The following is an 18,178-nucleotide window of genomic DNA, read 5'->3' on the forward strand; positions in this document are numbered from 1 at the left end:
GTAAGGATGGAATACATGCATTATACCATAACCACTTACGAATTGTAAGTTTGTGAGTTATTGTTTTCTCTTGCAGGTCAATTGTTCGGGCCAACCATACTTGAGAATGGGATTATTATCATACATTTGGAGCGTAACCGCTAGCGTGGGCTCAGGAGCTATAAACTCCTCTATTCACATTGACTTTCCTGAAGTTATACCAGATATTTATAATAAAGAATTAAACTATTAAATAGCTTGCTTAATGCTAGCCTTACTCCACGAAACGGCGGTGGGACAGATGTTGGGGTATCAGTCGGATAAAGAAGATTCCCGGTTGAAAGATGTGCAAGGCGGGGTAGGAGCAGGTGAAGCTTTTCTCTCCCCGGAAGAAACTTGGACAAGTGTTAATTCTGGTGTAACTGGATTGCTGGGTTATTCGGAAGAGCAACTACTGGGGCGGCCATTGAGTGAGTTTTTACACAGAGACTACAAGCAGCTTTACCATAATCAGATGGGAGCGCTGGCAGCAGGCGAAACCCCTTTTTTTGAGTGTACGTTGAAGCTGGTGCATCAGGCTATGATTCCCGTTCCATTAAGCATTCGAATCACGCGGATCAATGAACCGTCGACGGGGAAACTACTCTTTTATACGGTGCTGTTAATGGGACTATCTGAACCCGGGTGCAAGGAAAATCTTCTATCGGATAGTGCTGACTTGCTCCGGCTGATTGCGGATAATGTCAGGGATATCGTATACGTGGCAACACCGGACAGCCTCTGCCGGTACTGCTCCCCCTCAGTTTATGAAGTGCTGGGTTATGAACCGGAACAACTGGTGGGGCGGAATGTCAGTAGCTATATTCATCCCGATGATCTGATGGTGCTCCAGATGCCAGGTGCGTTGGCTTATAGGAGTGTTCAACTTCGTACCCGGCACGCGAAGGGGCATTATTTGTGGATTGAGTATACACTGCGGGTGCTGGAGGAGGAAGATGGCCGGGGTATTGTTGCCGTAGGCCGCGATATTACAGAACGCAAAATGGTAGAGCGGAAGCTGCAGGAATCGGTGGAGCGCTATACCTCCCTCAAAAAGTACAACCATGATGCGGTAATTTCCCTAGGGCTGGAAGGCGATATCATCAACGGGAACGACAAGGCGTGCGAACTGACGGGATATACGATCTCCGAGCTGGCCGGAATGAACGTATCGAGCATAGTGGGGGCAGAGCACCTGAACGATATTCTGGAGCATTCTTCCCGGAATCGCTGGAGAGAGCAGAACATCGACAAGATCAGGCATAAGGATGGTCATATGGTCGAGGTGCTGACCAGTATTGCGCCCATTGTCATTAATGGAAGCCGGGTTGGATTCTATATTATTGTTAAGGATATCACAGAGCAGAAGAAGCTAATGATTGCTAAAGAAACGGCCGAGCATACGAACCGTGCCAAGAGCGATTTTCTGGCGATGATGAGTCATGAGATCCGCACCCCGATGAACGGAGTGATTGGGATGACGGATCTGCTGCTGGAGATGAGCGAGCCACAATCGGTACAGCATGAATACCTGGAGATCATCCGCCAGAGCGGAGATACGTTGTTGGCGATTATTAACGATATTCTCGATTTCTCCAAAATAGAGGCCGGCAAGACAGAGCTGCACGAGGATCGTTTTGATTTGCGGCTTTGCATTGCTTCTGTAATGAATGTGCTCTGTCATAAAGCGGAGATTAAAGGACTGCACGTCGAGACTCAGGTGAATGCTGAGGTGCCGACACATTTGCTGGGTGATGGGGAGCGCCTTAAGCAGGTGTTACTCAACCTGGTGGGCAATGCGGTCAAGTTTACTTATACTGGCAGCATCGTGCTGGAGGTAAGGGTCGCAGAGCAGAAAGAAGGCAGAATTATGCTGGAATTCTCCGTTTCCGATACTGGGATTGGCATTCCGGAAGAGCTGCAGGGCCGCTTGTTTGAGCCTTTTTATCAACTGGATCATTTTATGAATCGAAGGCATGAGGGAACAGGACTTGGGCTGGCCATCACGAAGAAGCTGGTGGAGCTTATGGGCGGACAAATTACCTTGCACAGAAGAGCGGAGCCAGGGACAGGGACCACGTTCGTGTTCACCGCGGTTTTTCTGGATGACGGGAATGCCGATTTAGCCGAAGTAGGGCAGGACGACGCACAATATATGACAAGAGCTGAGGACAGTCCCTTGCGGATTCTAGTCGCCGAAGATAACGAGATTAACCAGATTGTTCTGAAAAAAATGCTAGAGAAACGCGGGCATTTCGTCGAGCTGGCATCTGACGGAACCGTCGTCATGCAGCGGATAACCTGCGAATCTTTCGATCTGGTCTTTATGGATATACAAATGCCGCGCATGAATGGTCTGGAGTCTACGAAGTACATTAAAGAGACGCTCCCGCCGGAGAAGCAGCCAATTATTGTTGCGGTAACGGCCAATGCTCTCAAAGGCGACCGGGAGCTGTGTCTTGCCACAGGCATGGATGAATATATTAGCAAGCCGATCACGAGCGAGATCTTAACGGGGGTGCTCCGAAAGTTTTTTTAAAAAGGTATCTTAGTACGGGAAGGGCGGGACGAGCCAGGGAATGGGCGTATACTGTCCTTTTTTTACTGTGGGCATGAAACACCTGAGGACAACACAGCCTAAGCGGAATGTGTCCAAATCCAATTACAATGGAGCGGCTTGTACAACTAATGATGGCGAAGAAGTTTAATTGATCGAGTGAAGCGACAAAGCGTTAAATGGACTCCTTGCAACTGGCATGATTTTTGATTAAGATAACAGAAACCAGCACATAAATGTGCTGATATACAGGCAAGGATAATGACGAAGAGAGTAAGCGCAAGAAGCGGATCTTAACAGGGAAGGCGTGCCGGAGACTGAGAGCACCCTCATGAGACTATCCTGCGCCGAAGTTCACTTCCGAGTCGGCCCCTGAAGTGTTTTGCCTATCGGCACAAGCATGAGTAGGGTGGCCCGCGTCCCGCGTTATCGGGTGAAAGATAGAATGTTCTTTTGCGGCAGAAGAAACCGCTAGGTTTCTTTGGAAATGCCGATTACGGAGGTCATTCTAAATAAGGGTGGTACCACGGCTCCTCGTCCCTTGCGACGGGGGCCTTTTTTGCGTTCCAAATATATGATCAAGAAGAGGAGTGGAAGGTATGAGTAATGTGGAATTGGATGAGCTGAGAGAGCGTCTGGATGGAATTAACGGTCAATTGTTGGAGCTGATTTCCGAGCGGGCAAAGATTGTTCAGGAGATCGGTACTTTGAAGGAAAAGCAGGGCGTGCCGAAGTTCGATCCTGAGCGGGAGAAGCAAATGCTGGAGAAGCTGGTAGCGAGCAATAAGGGACCGTTTACCGATAGTACGATCCGCAGCTTGTTCAAGCAAATATTCTCTGCCTCCCTTGACCTGCAATCGGCGGAACATAAGAAGACCCTTCTGGTCAGCCGGAAAAGCCAGCAGGAGGATACAGTCATTAAGCTTCCTGGCGATGTAACTGTGGGTGGCTTGTCTTCCTTGATGGTCGCCGGACCTTGTTCGGTAGAAAGCGAGCTTCAGACCCGTACTGTAGCCGCTGCACTCCAAAAAGCCGGAATTCGCGTGATGCGCGGCGGAGCGTTCAAACCTCGGACCTCTCCCTATGATTTCCAAGGCCTTGGCATGGATGGCTTGCGGATTCTGCGTGAAGCGGCGAATGAATATGGGCTGCTGACGATCAGTGAGATTGTAGACCCGGCCCATCTGGAGCCAGCGCTGGATTATGTGGATATTATTCAGATCGGTGCCCGCAACATGCAGAACTTCGAGCTGTTAAAGGCAGCCGGAGAACTGAATAAGCCAGTATTACTGAAGCGTGGACTTGCGGCGACAATGGAAGAATTCCTGCATGCAGCCGAATACATCATGTCTCGCGGCAATACTCAGGTCATGCTAATTGAACGCGGCATCCGTACTTATGAGAAGTGGACTCGCAACACACTGGATATTTCAGCTGTGCCGATCTTGAAGCAGGAGAGCCATTTGCCGGTGCTGGTGGATGTCACCCACTCCACAGGACGCAAGGACATTCTGGTGCCTTGTGCCAAGGCCGCGCTCGCTGCCGGTGCAGACGGCATCATGGTTGAGGTGCACCCCGATCCGGCCACAGCATTGTCCGATGCGGCGCAGCAGTTGAACATTGATGAGTTCAATACGTTCTTCGATCAAGTGAAGGCTTCGGGCTTATACAAACAATAATTTATATGTTACACCTGAATGAAGCAGCTCTTTCCTTAGAGGAAAGGGCTGTTTTTGTTCGGACCCAATTTTTTGAAACTGATCGGTTGCACCTACCGTATAGAGGGTTAAGCCAGCAGCTGGGCTACCAGCTGCTCATGATAAGCAGGAGGAGATTAAATGAATGTGGAGTTGAACCCAAAGACAAAGCAGTTCCACCCTGGAAAACTAATTGGTGGTATTGTCGCTGTACTGGTTGTAGCTGTGCTTGGAACTAATGCATACGCTTCGGTGGAATATGGCCATGTCGGTTTGTATAAAACCTTCGGGAAGCTAAATGATAACACCTTGGCACCGGGTATTCATTTTAAAATTCCGTTTATCCAAACTGTCATTCAGGTCAATACACAAGTCACCAAATCCGAGACTGATACCTCTGCGTCTTCCAAAGATCTGCAGCCGGTATCGACTCATGTGGCGGTCAACTATTCTGTGAACAAAGCTTCGGTCTTTCACCTGATGAACAATATCGGTGGTAATTATGATACGGTCATCATCAATCCGGCTATTCAGGAGATTGTCAAAGAAGTCACCGCCAAATACCCTGCCGAGGATCTGATTACACGACGTGATGTGGTGTCCGGGGAGGTTAGTGACCAGCTCAAGACCCGTTTGGCCAAATATGATCTGGTCGTTAACGATATTAACATCGTCAACTTTAAATTCTCCGATGCTTTCAATCAGTCGATAGAAGCTAAGCAGGTCGCTCAGCAGCAGGCGCTCAAGGCCGAGAATGATCTGCGGCGGATCGAGATTGAGGCCAAGCAGAAGGTCGCTCAGGCACAGGCCGAAGCAGAATCGCTACGGCTCAAGAAGCAGGAGGTTACTCCTGAACTGGTGCAGCTGAAGCAGATTGAGGTACAGGAGAAGGCGCTCGATAAATGGAACGGTGTCCTGCCTACCGTGACAGGAGGGGCTACCCCGTTCGTGGATGTTCAGTCTCTCACACAACAGAATCCGTAAGGCATCTGAATCGGATCGCGATGGATTATATGGAAGGTTGTCCTGCATGCCTGAGAGTGGGCGGGGACAGCCTTTTCTGTTATCCATGAATTTAAGGGGGAAATCATCCTCTAACATAAAGGTTGGACAAGCAATGCAGCCTGTTGTAACATGTATTCAACCTCTTTAGTGATTATCTGCCATACAGGCCTGAAGTTCTCCTGTTAGCAGGGCTTCTATAACCGGTTCATGATAACGGTTTCTTTTAGGTGGAAATCTATATTTTGTCCACGCGTTTTGGCCTTTGGAAGGAATAAGGGGATATTTTTATGAAATTCAATAATTCGCACCGGAATAATAAGATTTTTTTCTTTTCAAATGACAAGGTTTGTGAGAAAATAAGTCCAACCAATTATTTGAAATCATTATTTTTTAAATTATAAGGAGGAAATACCTATGACAGAAGAACGCAAGCAGTCCTTTGAAACGTTGGCCGTTCATGCCGGCCAAGAGATCGATCCAACTACTTTGTCCCGTGCCGTACCGCTCTACCAGACAACCTCTTACGGCTTTCGCGATACGGAGCATGCTGCGAACCTGTTCGCACTGAAAGAGTTCGGCAACATCTATACCCGTATCATGAACCCAACTACTGACGTGTTTGAGCAGCGGATTGCGGCGCTTGAAGGCGGAGCAGGAGCGCTGGCGACGGCTTCTGGCTCGGCGGCTATTTCCTTCTCTATCTTGAATATCGCTGGCGCGGGAGATGAGATCGTTTCTGCTGCCAGTCTTTACGGTGGTACATATAATTTGTTCTCAACCACGCTTCCAAAACTGGGGATTAAGGTGCATTTTGTAGATTCCGATAACCCGGAGAACTTCCGCAGTGCGATTAACGACAAGACCAAAGCGATCTTTGCGGAGACTATTGGTAATCCACAGGGGAATGTCCTGGATATCGAAGCGGTTGCAGCGATTGCCCATGAACACGGCCTTCCGCTGATCGTGGACAACACCTTCCCAAGTCCGTATCTGTTGCGCCCAATTGAACATGGTGCAGATATCGTGGTGCATTCCGCTACCAAGTTTATCGGTGGTCACGGTACTTCGATCGGTGGCGTCATTGTAGACGGCGGCAAATTCGATTGGAAGGCTAGCGGCAGATTCCCGGGTCTGACTGAGCCGGACCCAAGCTACCATGGTGTAGTCTATACGGAAGCCGTAGGTCCAATCGCTTATATTATTAAGGCGCGCGTTCAATTGCTGCGTGATTTGGGAGCATCGATCTCGCCATTCAACTCTTGGTTGCTCTTGCAAGGTCTGGAGACATTGCACCTGCGTCTTGAACGCCATAGCCAAAATGCATTGAAAGTGGCACAGTATCTGGAAGCCCACGATGCGGTAGAATGGGTCAGCTACGCTGGTCTGCCGAGCCATCCTTCCTACGAGCTGGCGCAGAAATATCTGCCGAAGGGTCAAGGTGCCATTCTTACGTTTGGCATCAAGGGCGGCAGCGATGCTGGACGCAAAGTGATCGAGAACGTGAAGCTGTTCTCACACTTGGCGAATGTCGGCGATTCCAAGTCGCTGATCATTCATCCGGCTAGCACCACGCACCAGCAGTTGTCTGATGAGGAGCAAGCTTCGGCGGGAGTAACACCTGAGCTGCTTCGCCTGTCAATTGGTACCGAATCTATTGATGATATTCTATATGATCTGGAACAGGCCATCGCTGCGAGTCAGCAGTAATCCTCTTCTATCAAGCATCCTGTGCTACTTGGTTATCAGCCTTTCTTCCAAGCAGTTTGCAATCGTTCGTCCCGGTTCTACCCGGTGAGCGACTGCCGGCTCTTCTCGAAGAGGGAAGATTCTTCGTAGTCCGGATGCTTTTTTTGGTTTTGTCCGCCCCGGCTGGATTTGGTAACGCTTGCATATTTCCGGCTGCATTCCAGTATTTATAAGTGAAGCATGAAACTGCCGGTAACCAGGAAGTTGTCTGATGAGGTGCCGGCAGGAATCAAAAGCTGAAAAGGTGGGTGCCGAAATGAAGGGTGAACGTCAGCAGCAGGATCAAATCCAAAAGAATGAGGAGCGCCCGTTAATGAATAGCGCAGATGAGCAGGTTCGTGATACAGACCTGACTCAAAAGGGGCTCGCAGTTCCATCCGCTGCAGCTGAAGTAGGCAGTGTACGCAGGGAAGCAGCACTGCCGTTAAACCGCACGTATTTCAAGCGTACCGGCTTGCAGCCCTCCTTTCTAGTGCTGCGTGACGGTCGGAACGAGCAACCGGCTCCGCGTCCGGAAGGCGGGGCTATGCCTGCGGGGCCTTGCCTGATCCGCAGCGAGGAATGGTTGCTCGCCCCGGAGCTGGCCAGCCTATATGACAGCTGGCTGGCCAGTGAGGACGGCCCGCCAGCAGAACGTGCGCTCCAGCGTATCTACTATCGGCTGCGGGCCGAAGCCGCTGAGCTGCTGGAGTCTCCGGACGGCGACTGGGCTGTCGTCGCCCTGTTGTCCCCGCCGGAGCTTGCGAGACGGCGGTCCCGGCTGGCTGCGCTTCAGGATGCGCAGCTGGAAGCGCTGTTCGCTGCGGTAGCGGAGCGGCAGCGCCAGGGCGGCGAATGCCGCCTGGATCTGCTGGCGCCGTCACCCGCCAGCGCCGCCGAATTCGCGGCACAGCGCGAATTCATCGAAGAAGTGGCCGATCAGACACTCGGCCACGCTTTTGCGGCGGCCTGCCGCATCGGGGCGCTGATTGCCCCCGATGCCGAGCGTGCCGCCGCCGGGGAAATCGCGCGTATCGCCGATTTCCTTGTGCTTGACGGCGCGGCGGAGGAAGCCGCGCCGGGGGAGAACGCCGCGCAAGACTTCGCCGCCGCGGCGAGCCAGGTCCTGGCCGCCGTGCGCCGCGTGCGGCCGGCGGCTGTGGTGTTCGCCGCCGGAGCTGCGGCGGCGCCGGCCTTGGCCGATCTGTATGAGATCGGCCTCAGCGGGATCTTTTGCAGCGCCGGTCAGCGGACCGAGGCGCTGCTGCGAGCGGCCTGCCTGACGTGGATCGCGCGGCAGGATAACATGGATACAGCTGCCGGAGGCGAGCTGTAGTAGAGCAAGAGCAGGTCCGGGCACCGTGGACCTGCTCTTTTGCGTTCAACGGTACAATAATGCTTACCTATAAATAGTCGCATTTATAGTACAACGCATTTAAAAAAACAAACATAACCAAGAAATAAGAGAGCCTACATAAGAAGAAGCATCGACGTGTAATTAACGGCATTTTTGTACCTTAAATCCTCCGCAGCTAAGGTTTATTGGAGATTAAGTGCAATATTGTACCTTAAATCTTCCAGAATACCCCGTATAACGTGCTTTTTCGAAAAATAAGATACAATAATGACCTTATTTTACTTTTTTGTCTATATAAAAGAAAAATAAGGTACAAAAATGCCGTTAGTTGAGGAGGGGCTCTCTCTTTTCACTATTAAGACGACTTAAGACAATTAATGAAGGGGGAAAATACTGCGTCTGGTGGTTGAAATCTGTCGAGAGTCTACGACCCGGTGCTATCTTTCCTATAGAAAGCGTTCAGGCGAGCGCTTTGCGCTTACAGCTCTGCTTCCGCTTCCACGTCCGCTCACCTTCGCTTTTTGTGAATTTCTTTTGTTGGGCTCATCTAGCGCTTTACTTATTTTGCGGAAGGGGGTATTATGACCTTAAGTTGCATTAAGGAAATATATTTGGACTATTGAAACAATGATTATCGTTCTCAATGGCGTTCTCATCATGACTTACTACAGAATGACAACCTGAATACAATTTCATATTCTCTTTAACATGCTGTCCCGGCTTAGCCGGGGCAGCATGTGTCATTTTAGGGGTCATAAGAATGGCTCTCATTCTCAGTGAGAGGCAGGCGCAAGCTTCCGAAGCAAGTTTTGTTGCGAAGGAATACAGGGAGATTATGCTCTACAAAACTAGGGGTATGCTCCCGAAGTCAGTTTTGTTGCGAAGGAATACAGGGAGATTATGCTCTACGAAACTTTTCAGGAAGGTGATTACTATGCAAGCAACTAAACATTTACCCCGTGAAGGGGCTTTATCCCGAGGCGCAAAGCCGCCTGGTTCACCACAGCCCCGGAGGTTCGATCCTCGCGCAATGCTGAGCAATACAGAAATGCAAGCGGCGCTGGGCAGCGGGCTGATCATGCTGCTGGCTTGGGCAGTAGGTGGCTGGTCGCAGATTCTCTCCATTATTCTGTACGTAATCTCGTATACGATCGGCGGCTGGGTCAAGGCCAAGGAGGGCGTGGAGACACTGGTCAAGGAGCGCGATCTTGACGTCAATTTGCTGATGATTGCCGCGGCGCTTGGTGCTGCGACCATTGGATACTGGAATGAAGGAGCGATGCTGATCTTCATCTTCGCCTTAAGCGGTGCGCTGGAGAGCTATACGATGGAGCGGAGCAAAAAAGACATTTCCTCACTCATGGCCTTGAAGCCAGCCACTGCGGTGCGGATTGAGCAGGGAGCTATGAACGAAGTCGATATTGAGCAGCTTTCTATCGGAGACTTGCTGCTGGTCCGCCCTGGCGAACTGATCCCTGCGGATGGCTTGGTCTGCCGGGGGGAATCGGCTGTCGATCAATCCTCTATTACAGGAGAGTCGCTGCCTGTAGAGAAGTCTTCCGGGCATGAGGTGTTTGCCGGTACGGTAAATGGGGAAGGCCCGCTTTATATTGAAGTGACCAAAGCTGCGGGGAACACTCTTTTTTCCAGAATCATCAAAATGGTAGAAGAAGCCGAGACCGAAGTGCCGGACTCGCAGCGTTTCATTAAACGTCTGGAGGCAGTGTATGCCCGAGTGGTTGTCGGAACAACCCTGGTTCTGATGCTGGCCCCTCCGTTTTTGTTGGATTGGAGCTGGAGCGATACTTTTTACAAAGCTATGGTGTTCCTGGTTGTGGCTTCACCGTGTGCATTGGTGTCCTCTATTATGCCTGCGATGCTGTCGGCCATTTCCAAAAGCGCACGCAAAGGTATCCTGTTCAAGGGCGGGTTGCACTTGGAGAATATGGCCCGGACCGCTGTTGTTGCTTTTGACAAGACGGGGACATTGACCGAGGGCGTGCCGCAGGTGACAGATTTCATTGCCGGAGAGGGATATGACGAGCGTGAACTGCTAATGGTTAGTGCTTCGATCGAGAATATGTCCCGCCATCCATTGGCGGAAGCGATTGTGCGCAAGGCCGAGGAAGAAGGATTGGTGCTGCGGAGTGTGCAGGATAGTAAATCCTTGACGGGATGGGGTATTGAAGGGACCGTTGACGGAAAAAGCTGGAGAATCGGCAAGTCCAATCTGCTGGATGAGCTGTCCTCATCCCCGGTCAGTGCTGATCTGGAACATTGGAAGTCTGCACGCCGCCGGCTGGAGGGTGAAGGCAAGACCGTGTCGCTAATTATGGACGGGGAGCAGATTGCGGGAATGATTGCTTTGCAAGATTCCTTGCGTCCACAAGCGAAGATAGCGGTTCGGAAGTTGCAACAGCTTGGGATCAAGGTGGCGATGCTCACAGGTGACCGGGCCGCAACGGCTGAGGCCATCGGGGCGAAGACGGGAGTGGACCTGATTTTTGCGGATCTGCTGCCTGAGGATAAAGTGGCCCATGTTAGGGCATTGCGCGAACAATACGGGCATGTGGTCATGGTCGGTGATGGCGTGAATGATGCGCCTGCACTGGCAACGGCAACGGTGGGTCTTGGGATGGGCATGAAGGGTAGCGGGGCTGCACTGGAGATTGCCGATGTCGTTCTGATGAACGACAACATCGAAGAGATTGCCTCGACAATTGCTTTGGCCCGGCGTTCTCAGCGTATTGTGAAGCAGAATATGATTTTTGCCGTGACGGTAATCGCCACACTTGTGATCAGCAACTTGATCCAAGGCATCGCACTCCCGCTGGGCGTCGTGGGTCATGAAGGCAGCACCATTCTGGTTATTCTGAACGGACTGCGGCTGCTGCGCTGAGATCAAGAGTGGATGAGATTTTAACCTTGTGAGTTGGATGGTTTAGCCAGCGCTGATCTGGACATGACTCCTAAATTGAATTTTGTAAAATGCCAACGAGGAGCACTGTTCAGCCTATTAATTTCAAGAAATTGAATTGTTCACAAAATAGTCCGCGAGGGAGGAGTCTGGCATATTGACAGATTCCTTTTCTTTTATCATAATAAGTACTACATTATAATTATTTTAAATAAGAACTGACGCTAATGCCGTCCGTCATAAGGAGGATATAGTCATGTATAAATCTATTATCGTGGGTACTGGACCTGCCGGATTGACTGCTGCAATTTATCTGGCCCGTGCCAACCTGAGCCCACTGGTTATCGAAGGACCGCAACCAGGCGGACAATTAACTACAACTACTGAAGTAGAGAACTTCCCGGGGTTCCCGGAAGGAATTATGGGTCCAGATCTTATGGACAATATGCGCAAACAGGCTGAACGTTTCGGTGCAGAATTCCGCACTGGATGGGTGAACAGCGTGGAACTGGGCGAGCGTCCGTTCAAGCTGAATGTGGAAGGTATGGGCGTTCTCGAGACGGATACCCTGATTCTATCCACAGGCGCAACAGCCAAATACCTCGGTATCCCTGGAGAACAGGATAATGTTGGACGGGGCGTTAGCACGTGCGCCACTTGTGACGGATTCTTTTTCCGTGGCAAAGAGATCGTGGTTGTCGGCGGCGGAGATTCCGCGCTGGAGGAAGCAGGCTTCCTGACCCGTTTTGCCTCGAAAGTAACGCTGGTGCATCGCCGGAATGAACTGCGTGCCTCCAAAATCATGCAGGACCGTGTCCGCGCTAACGCTAAAGTAGAGTGGGCATTGAACCGTAATCCGCTGGAAGTAACCTCTGGTGACAATGGCGTGAACGGATTGAAGGTTCTGAACAATGAGACCGGACAAGAAGAGATCATCGAAGCTAGCGGCGTGTTCGTGGCGATTGGCCACCACCCGAATACATCTTTCCTCGGCGGACAGATTACCACGGATAGCAACGGTTATATCGTGACTAATCCTGGTACCTCCGAAACAAACATCCCAGGCGTATTCGCTTGCGGCGATGTGCAGGATACTCGCTACAGACAAGCCATTACTGCAGCAGGCAGTGGTTGTATGGCCGCTATGGATGCTGAGAAATACATCGAGAGCCTGGAGCACAGCGCAGTAATTCTGTAACTTGGTACTTTACGCACTGCGGTGCTACAATAGATGATGTTATATTTGGTATAAAAGAGGGCTGTCGCCCCATATTGAACAGGAGGAGATCATACGATGGAAAACGTAATTGTGTACACATCCACCAACTGTCCGCATTGCCGTCAGGTAAAAAGCTTCCTCGGCGAGAAAGGCATTTCTTATGAGGAGCGCAACATTGAGCAGAATGATGATTTTGCTCAGCAGGTCTGGGATATGGGGATGAGAGCCGTGCCTGTAACTGTGATTGGCGATTTCAAAATCGTAGGCATGAACAAGCTCCAATTTGACAAGGCCTTGGCAACTTTATAATAGACGGGCCATTTGGCCGGAGAAAAAGCCGCTTCCGTTATGGAGGCGGCTTTTTTGCGGGCAACGAAATGCCAGTCGATGGAGCAGACGCAGCATGTTTTTTTACCCTATTAAAAGTTTCATTAGTTCATCTTAGTTGTTAGACCAAAACCATAATCATCTGAAAAACCACATATACGGCAACACCGCTGCCGATGAGCATGAATCCGGATTTTTTTCTGGACTGGAACAGGCGCAACACACCGAGACTGACTAAAGGCGCGATAATGAGCAAAAATAGCAGTACAGTGATGAACATTTGTGCCGAGATATCAGACGTATCCACATAGGTCATAGACGCTCTCTCCATTTCAGAAAAAAGGGTGATGGTGATAAATATCACACCGCGTACCCTTCATTATATAGGATTGAAATTGTTTTTACTGCACCTGAGACCAAAAAAAATAGGCGATTTTACGTCATTTTACAGCTATAAGTTTGGTTTATGCCGCTGATCGTAGTTCTTGCCTGAAGAGGTCCGAAGGGATCTCCTATAGCGTTACACGTGTATCTCCGAGAAAATGCATGACAGCGGCAAAAGCAGCGCCAATCATGGCTCCGCGGCTGCCCAGCTCGGAGAATACAATCTGGAGCTGCTGTTTGTGATAAGGCAGCGTTCTTTCTGCCACCACACGCTGCAATGGCTCGATCAGCCAGTCCCGGGCTACGGACAGTGTCCCCCCGATAACAATCAGCTCCGGGTTGAAGCTGTTGATCACGTTGGTCAGTCCAATGCCGAGCGCTTCGCCCATGACTGTGAAATGGCGTAGCGCATCTTCCTGGCCAATCTCCGCGTACCGGACCAGTTCCGGTGTAGTTCGCGCCGGGAGGTGGAGATCAGGCTGATCATAGGTTTTCTCCGAAGCGTATAATTCCCAGCAGCCGCGATTGCCACAGCTGCACGGCTGACCGTCCGCCTCGATGGACATATGTCCAGTCTCCCCGGCATAGCCCCGTGCGCCCTTGTACAACTCGCCGCCGATAATAATCCCGGACCCGATCCCCGCTCCGGCACTGATATAGAGCAGGTGGCGGATATCCCTTGCCGCACCGAAGTTCAGCTCCCCTTGTGCCCCGGCATTGGCTTCATTGTCGATAGTAACCGGAACGCCAAACTCCTCCTCCAGCAAAGTTCGCAGCTCTACCATTTCCCAGCCCAGGTTGGGGGCAAACAGGACTACGCCATTCTCGTCAACCATACCAGGAACGCCGGCGCCGATGCCGACGATCCCATAAGGGGTGTCGGGGGCTTTGGCGATCAGGCTCGCAATCATCCCCTTCATCTCGCCAAGCACATGTGGCAGATGGTGGTTGTCTAAGGGGGTATGGATTTCCTCCAGAATACCTCCGCCCAGATCACAGAGCACAGCCGAGATCTGTTTAACACCCAGCTCAATTCCGACAACGCTGCCAGCCATGCTGTTGAAGTGCAAGATCAGCGGCTTGCGGCCGCCGCTGGAGACCCCGGGTCCAGCTTCCGTGACTAGCTGCTCGTTGCATAGTTCAGCAACCAGATTGGATACGGTCGCTTTATTGAGCCCGGTCGCTTCCGAGACCTTGGCTCGGGAGATGGGGGAATGCTTGCGAATGGTATGAAGCACAATCGATTTATTTATCTTTTTGACCAACGCCTGGTCACCGGTTACCTTCACAAATCACACTTCCTTTTTAAGTACGTTCCCACGAATAACATGCCATTTAGTCTAAAACGATAGTCAGCAAAATGCAACTTCCACCACTTCCACCCGGCTAGAGGAGTCAAGAAATGCAGTTCGAACGGTCAGCATAGGATGGGATAAGCAGCAAAATAAAAAACTTTGTTTAACCAATATACAAAGTATAAAAGCTGTGTTAATATGATGCTGTAAACGCTTGCGAGCGAGCATAATTGATGAGGAGGATTACACAATGGCCTATTTTGAAACCGTGAATAAGATCGCCTATGAAGGCAGCCGTTCCACCAACCCTTATGCATTCAAATTCTATAATCCCGAGGAAATCGTAGCCGGCAAAACGATGGAGGAGCACCTGCGGTTTGCTATGGCATATTGGCACACATTGACTGCTGGCGGTTCCGATCCGTTCGGCGCAGAGACTGCTGTGCGGAGCTGGGATAAATTAAACGGTCTGGATAAAGCGAAGGCACGCGTAGAGGCAGCATTTGAATTTTTGGAGAAAATGAACCTGCCGTACTTCTGTTTCCACGATGTGGACATTGCACCGGAAGGGACTTCCCTTCGGGAATTCTATAGCAATCTGGATATCATTGTAGAACGGATCGAGCAGGGCATGAAGTCTTCTGGTAAAAAGCTGCTCTGGAACACAGCCAATATGTTCACCAACCCACGTTATATGCATGGTGCAGGTTCTACCTGCAACGCAGATGTCTTTGCCCATGCGGCGGCACAAGTGAAGAAGGGGCTGGAGATCGGCAAGCAGCTCGGTGCTGAGAACTACGTCTTCTGGGGCGGACGTGAAGGCTATGAGACGTTACTTAACACTGACCTCGGTCTTGAATTGGATAATATTGCGCGCTTGTTCGGCCTGGCTGTGGATTATGCTAAAGAGATTAGCTTTGACGCTCAGTTCCTGATTGAGCCGAAGCCGAAGGAGCCTACGAAGCATCAATATGACTTCGATGCGGCGACAACGATTTCTTTCTTGCAGAAATACGGCCTCGACAAGCATTTCAAGCTTAATTTGGAAGCGAACCACGCTACACTGGCTGGACATACCTTCGAGCATGAGCTGCGCGTAGCCCGCGTCAATGGCATGTTGGGATCGCTGGATGCGAACCAAGGAGATACCTTGCTGGGCTGGGATACTGATGAATTCCCGGTGAATATCTATGATGCTACACTGACTCTGTATGAGGTATTGAAAAATGATGGCTTGGGCCGTGGCGGCATTAATTTTGACGCGAAGGTTCGCCGTCCATCCTTCGAGCCGGAGGATCTGTTCCTGGCACATATTGCTGGAATGGACACCTATGCCAAGGGGCTAAAGGTAGCTGCTAAGCTGATCGAAGACCGCGTGTTCGACGACTTTATCGACAAGCGCTATAGCAGCTTCAAGGAAGGCGTCGGCGCTGATATTGTCTCCGGCAAAGCTACCTTGGCTTCGCTGGCTGAATACGCGCTGAACAATGAGAACCCGCGTCGCAACGAGTCGGGCCGTCAGGAACTGCTTAAGGCGACCCTGAACCAATATATTTTGGCGGAGTAGGAAGGGCTCGATCATCTGAGCGTGCTTATAAAATGCGGGCACCAAGCTATGATGGCAATAAGCGAGTGCCAGACCATGCTGGTAAGATGTGAGCATCAAGCCATACTGGCAAAATGCGAACACAAACCATGCTGGCGAAATGCGAACACCAAGCCATGCGGGTAAAACGCAAGTGCCAAGCCATACCGGCAAAATGCCAGCACACAAGCCATATTGCAACGGAGGTTGCTGAAGAGAGCATTCTTCGGCAGCCTCTTTTTATACCGTATCTTGATAGAATAAACTTATCTAATAGCAAACTAGGGGGATTATGATGAAATATGTAATTGGTGTCGACCTCGGGACCAGCGCAGTTAAGACCGTCCTGGTTAGCCCGCAGGGGACGGTGGTTTGTGAGCATTCGGAAGCTTACCCACTAAGCCGTCCTGAACCGGGTTGGAGTGAGCAGAATCCCGAGGATTGGGTGCAGGGGACGTTTAGGAGTCTACGCCGGTTAATGGAGAAATCGGAGGTAGATCCTTCTGCGGTAGATGGGCTTAGCTTCTCAGGACAAATGCATGGCCTGGTTCTGGTGGACGCTACAGGTCAGGTATTACGTCCGGCCATTCTGTGGAATGATACCCGGACTACCGCCGAGTGCCGTAAGATTGAAGCAACGCTAGGCGCGAAGCTGACCGAGATTGCGAGAAACCGCGCGCTGGAAGGTTTTACTTTGCCGAAGCTGCTCTGGGTGCAGAGTCATGAACCGGAGGTACTGTCCCAGGCTAGTCTGTTCTTGCTGCCAAAAGACTATGTGCGGTACCGGTTGACGGGAAATTATGCGATGGACTATTCCGATGCAGCCGGTACGCTTCTGTTGGATGTTGGTGCTAAAGAATGGAGCGCTGACATCGCCGGAGCCTTCGACCTGCCGCTGTCGCTCTGCCCTGAACTGGTCGAATCCTTCGACCTGACCGGTACCTTGCTGCCCGAGAGCGCGGCAGCTTGCGGACTTCTGCCCTCGACGAAAGTATTCGCCGGAGGAGCGGACAACGCCTGCGGAGCACTCGGAGCAGGCATTCTGGGCGAGGGGAAGACCATGTGCAGCATCGGGACCTCCGGGGTTGTTCTCTCCTATGAGAGCAACAAAGACTTGAATTTGGAGGGCAAGGTACATTTCTTCAACCATGGGGAGAAGGATGCCTATTACATTATGGGGGTCACCCTCGCAGCGGGGCACAGTCTTAATTGGTTTAAGGAAACTTTTGCCGCGGACTTAAGCTTCGACGAATTGTTGCAAGGGGTAGCCTCCATACCGGCAGGAAGCGGGGGGCTGCTGTTCACGCCTTACCTTGTCGGAGAACGGACTCCGCATCCCGACGCCACCATTCGAGGCAGCTTTATCGGAATGGATTCCGGGCATACACTGGATCATTTCACGCGTGCAGTGCTTGAAGGCATTACCTTTTCGCTGCGCGAGTCCATCGAGATTGTCCGGGAGTCTGGTAAGACAATTACCGAGGTTATTGCGATTGGCGGTGGAGCGAAGAACGAGACATGGCTGCAGATGCAGGCAGACATCTTCGGGGCGGACATCGTGAGATTGGAGAGTGAGCAAGGCCCAGCGATGGGGGCAGCAATGCTCGCTGCTTACGGCAGCGGCTGGTTCGCTTCACTTGGTGAATGTGGGGATGCCTTTATCCGCCGGGCAGAGGTATATACGCCACAGCCGCAGCAAGTCGAAACATATGACGGATTGTTCGTTCTCTATCAGGAAGTGTATGGGCAGACCCGCGAGCTCAACCGCCGCCTGGCTGCATACCGGCAATAATGAAATCTAACAGGTAAAATAAAAACGGCTATCAAAAAAGACCAACCAGAAATCTGTGGTTGACCTAATAAAACGAAGAGAATGTCCTAAAAGCCACAGGCTTAGGGACATTCTCTTTTTGCGTGATCCGCCCTAATGGGATGAATCGTGGTGATTGATGGGCGATGATTGATGAAGTGATTTCCCAACTGCAATTAATGGCATTTTTGAACTAGACTAAAAAGTGGACACGGTAAATCCAACCCATAGATAATAGAATAAACTCCAGAAGAGGTGGTAGCCGTGGCAGAACGGAAGCGA

The 18,178-nt window shown here is 51.1% G+C and carries 12 protein-coding genes; 10 read left to right on the forward strand and 2 right to left on the reverse strand.

Annotated elements, in window-relative coordinates; all coding sequences use genetic code 11:
- Window positions 1–280 precede the first annotated feature (280 nt).
- The 8 genes from ACFVRY_RS27085 (at window position 281) to ACFVRY_RS27120 (ending at window position 12,804) form a co-directional block, all read left to right on the forward strand.
- Window positions 281–2,557 carry a PAS domain S-box protein gene (locus ACFVRY_RS27085; RefSeq protein WP_387503408.1) on the forward strand — a complete coding sequence of 759 codons (2,277 nt, stop codon included), beginning with the start codon at window positions 281–283 and terminating at the stop codon, window positions 2,555–2,557.
- 617 nt (window positions 2,558–3,174) lie between these two features.
- A complete protein-coding gene (locus ACFVRY_RS27090) occupies window positions 3,175–4,254 on the forward strand; it encodes a bifunctional 3-deoxy-7-phosphoheptulonate synthase/chorismate mutase (RefSeq protein ID WP_387503409.1) in 1,080 nt (359 codons plus the stop codon).
- 159 nt (window positions 4,255–4,413) lie between these two features.
- Window positions 4,414–5,256 (forward strand): prohibitin family protein, encoded by an 843-nt coding sequence (locus ACFVRY_RS27095; protein WP_387503410.1) that lies wholly within the window; start codon window positions 4,414–4,416, stop codon window positions 5,254–5,256.
- A 435-nt stretch (window positions 5,257–5,691) separates the two neighbouring features.
- Window positions 5,692–6,984 carry a homocysteine synthase gene (locus ACFVRY_RS27100; protein ID WP_387503411.1) on the forward strand — a complete coding sequence of 431 codons (1,293 nt, stop codon included), beginning with the start codon at window positions 5,692–5,694 and terminating at the stop codon, window positions 6,982–6,984.
- Between the two features lie 295 nt (window positions 6,985–7,279).
- Window positions 7,280–8,338, forward strand: coding sequence for a hypothetical protein (locus tag ACFVRY_RS27105; RefSeq protein WP_387503412.1), 1,059 nt, complete (start codon window positions 7,280–7,282; stop codon window positions 8,336–8,338).
- 955 nt (window positions 8,339–9,293) lie between these two features.
- Window positions 9,294–11,258, forward strand: a complete 1,965-nt coding sequence (locus ACFVRY_RS27110; protein WP_387503413.1) for a heavy metal translocating P-type ATPase — start codon at window positions 9,294–9,296, stop codon at window positions 11,256–11,258.
- A gap of 274 nt (window positions 11,259–11,532) precedes the next feature.
- The gene (gene trxB, locus ACFVRY_RS27115) at window positions 11,533–12,474 is read left to right on the forward strand and encodes a thioredoxin-disulfide reductase (protein ID WP_387503414.1); all 942 of its coding nucleotides are present in this window, start codon (window positions 11,533–11,535) and stop codon (window positions 12,472–12,474) included.
- 96 nt (window positions 12,475–12,570) lie between these two features.
- A complete protein-coding gene (locus tag ACFVRY_RS27120; RefSeq protein ID WP_066365963.1) occupies window positions 12,571–12,804 on the forward strand; it encodes a glutaredoxin family protein in 234 nt (77 codons plus the stop codon).
- A 139-nt stretch (window positions 12,805–12,943) separates the two neighbouring features.
- On the opposite strand, the gene ACFVRY_RS27125 is transcribed toward ACFVRY_RS27120, so the two are convergent.
- Window positions 12,944–13,138 (reverse strand): hypothetical protein, encoded by a 195-nt coding sequence (locus tag ACFVRY_RS27125; protein ID WP_066365961.1) that lies wholly within the window; start codon window positions 13,136–13,138, stop codon window positions 12,944–12,946.
- A 196-nt stretch (window positions 13,139–13,334) separates the two neighbouring features.
- A complete protein-coding gene (locus ACFVRY_RS27130) occupies window positions 13,335–14,495 on the reverse strand; it encodes an ROK family protein (RefSeq protein ID WP_387503415.1) in 1,161 nt (386 codons plus the stop codon).
- Between the two features lie 256 nt (window positions 14,496–14,751).
- Between ACFVRY_RS27130 and xylA the strand changes: the two genes are divergently transcribed.
- The gene (gene xylA / locus ACFVRY_RS27135; RefSeq protein WP_387503416.1) at window positions 14,752–16,068 is read left to right on the forward strand and encodes a xylose isomerase; all 1,317 of its coding nucleotides are present in this window, start codon (window positions 14,752–14,754) and stop codon (window positions 16,066–16,068) included.
- Between the two features lie 313 nt (window positions 16,069–16,381).
- The gene (xylB, locus tag ACFVRY_RS27140; protein WP_387503420.1) at window positions 16,382–17,878 is read left to right on the forward strand and encodes a xylulokinase; all 1,497 of its coding nucleotides are present in this window, start codon (window positions 16,382–16,384) and stop codon (window positions 17,876–17,878) included.
- Window positions 17,879–18,178: the final 300 nt, after the last annotated feature.

Source organism: Paenibacillus sp. NPDC057934, assembly GCF_042887565.1.
GTDB lineage: Bacteria > Bacillota > Bacilli > Paenibacillales > Paenibacillaceae > Paenibacillus_AQ.

What these genes read in the sequence shown, in the direction of transcription:
- ACFVRY_RS27085 (WP_387503408.1), top strand. Translation starts at nt 281, where the DNA reads ATGTTGGGGTATCAGTCGGATAAAGAAGATTCCCGGTTGAAAGATGTG.
- ACFVRY_RS27090 (WP_387503409.1), top strand. Translation starts at nt 3,175, where the DNA reads ATGAGTAATGTGGAATTGGATGAGCTGAGAGAGCGTCTGGATGGAATT.
- ACFVRY_RS27095 (WP_387503410.1), top strand. Translation starts at nt 4,414, where the DNA reads ATGAATGTGGAGTTGAACCCAAAGACAAAGCAGTTCCACCCTGGAAAA.
- ACFVRY_RS27100 (WP_387503411.1), top strand. Translation starts at nt 5,692, where the DNA reads ATGACAGAAGAACGCAAGCAGTCCTTTGAAACGTTGGCCGTTCATGCC.
- ACFVRY_RS27105 (WP_387503412.1), top strand. Translation starts at nt 7,280, where the DNA reads ATGAAGGGTGAACGTCAGCAGCAGGATCAAATCCAAAAGAATGAGGAG.
- ACFVRY_RS27110 (WP_387503413.1), top strand. Translation starts at nt 9,294, where the DNA reads ATGCAAGCAACTAAACATTTACCCCGTGAAGGGGCTTTATCCCGAGGC.
- trxB (WP_387503414.1), top strand. Translation starts at nt 11,533, where the DNA reads ATGTATAAATCTATTATCGTGGGTACTGGACCTGCCGGATTGACTGCT.
- ACFVRY_RS27120 (WP_066365963.1), top strand. Translation starts at nt 12,571, where the DNA reads ATGGAAAACGTAATTGTGTACACATCCACCAACTGTCCGCATTGCCGT.
- ACFVRY_RS27125 (WP_066365961.1), bottom strand. Translation starts at nt 13,138, where the DNA reads ATGACCTATGTGGATACGTCTGATATCTCGGCACAAATGTTCATCACT.
- xylA (WP_387503416.1), top strand. Translation starts at nt 14,752, where the DNA reads ATGGCCTATTTTGAAACCGTGAATAAGATCGCCTATGAAGGCAGCCGT.
- xylB (WP_387503420.1), top strand. Translation starts at nt 16,382, where the DNA reads ATGAAATATGTAATTGGTGTCGACCTCGGGACCAGCGCAGTTAAGACC.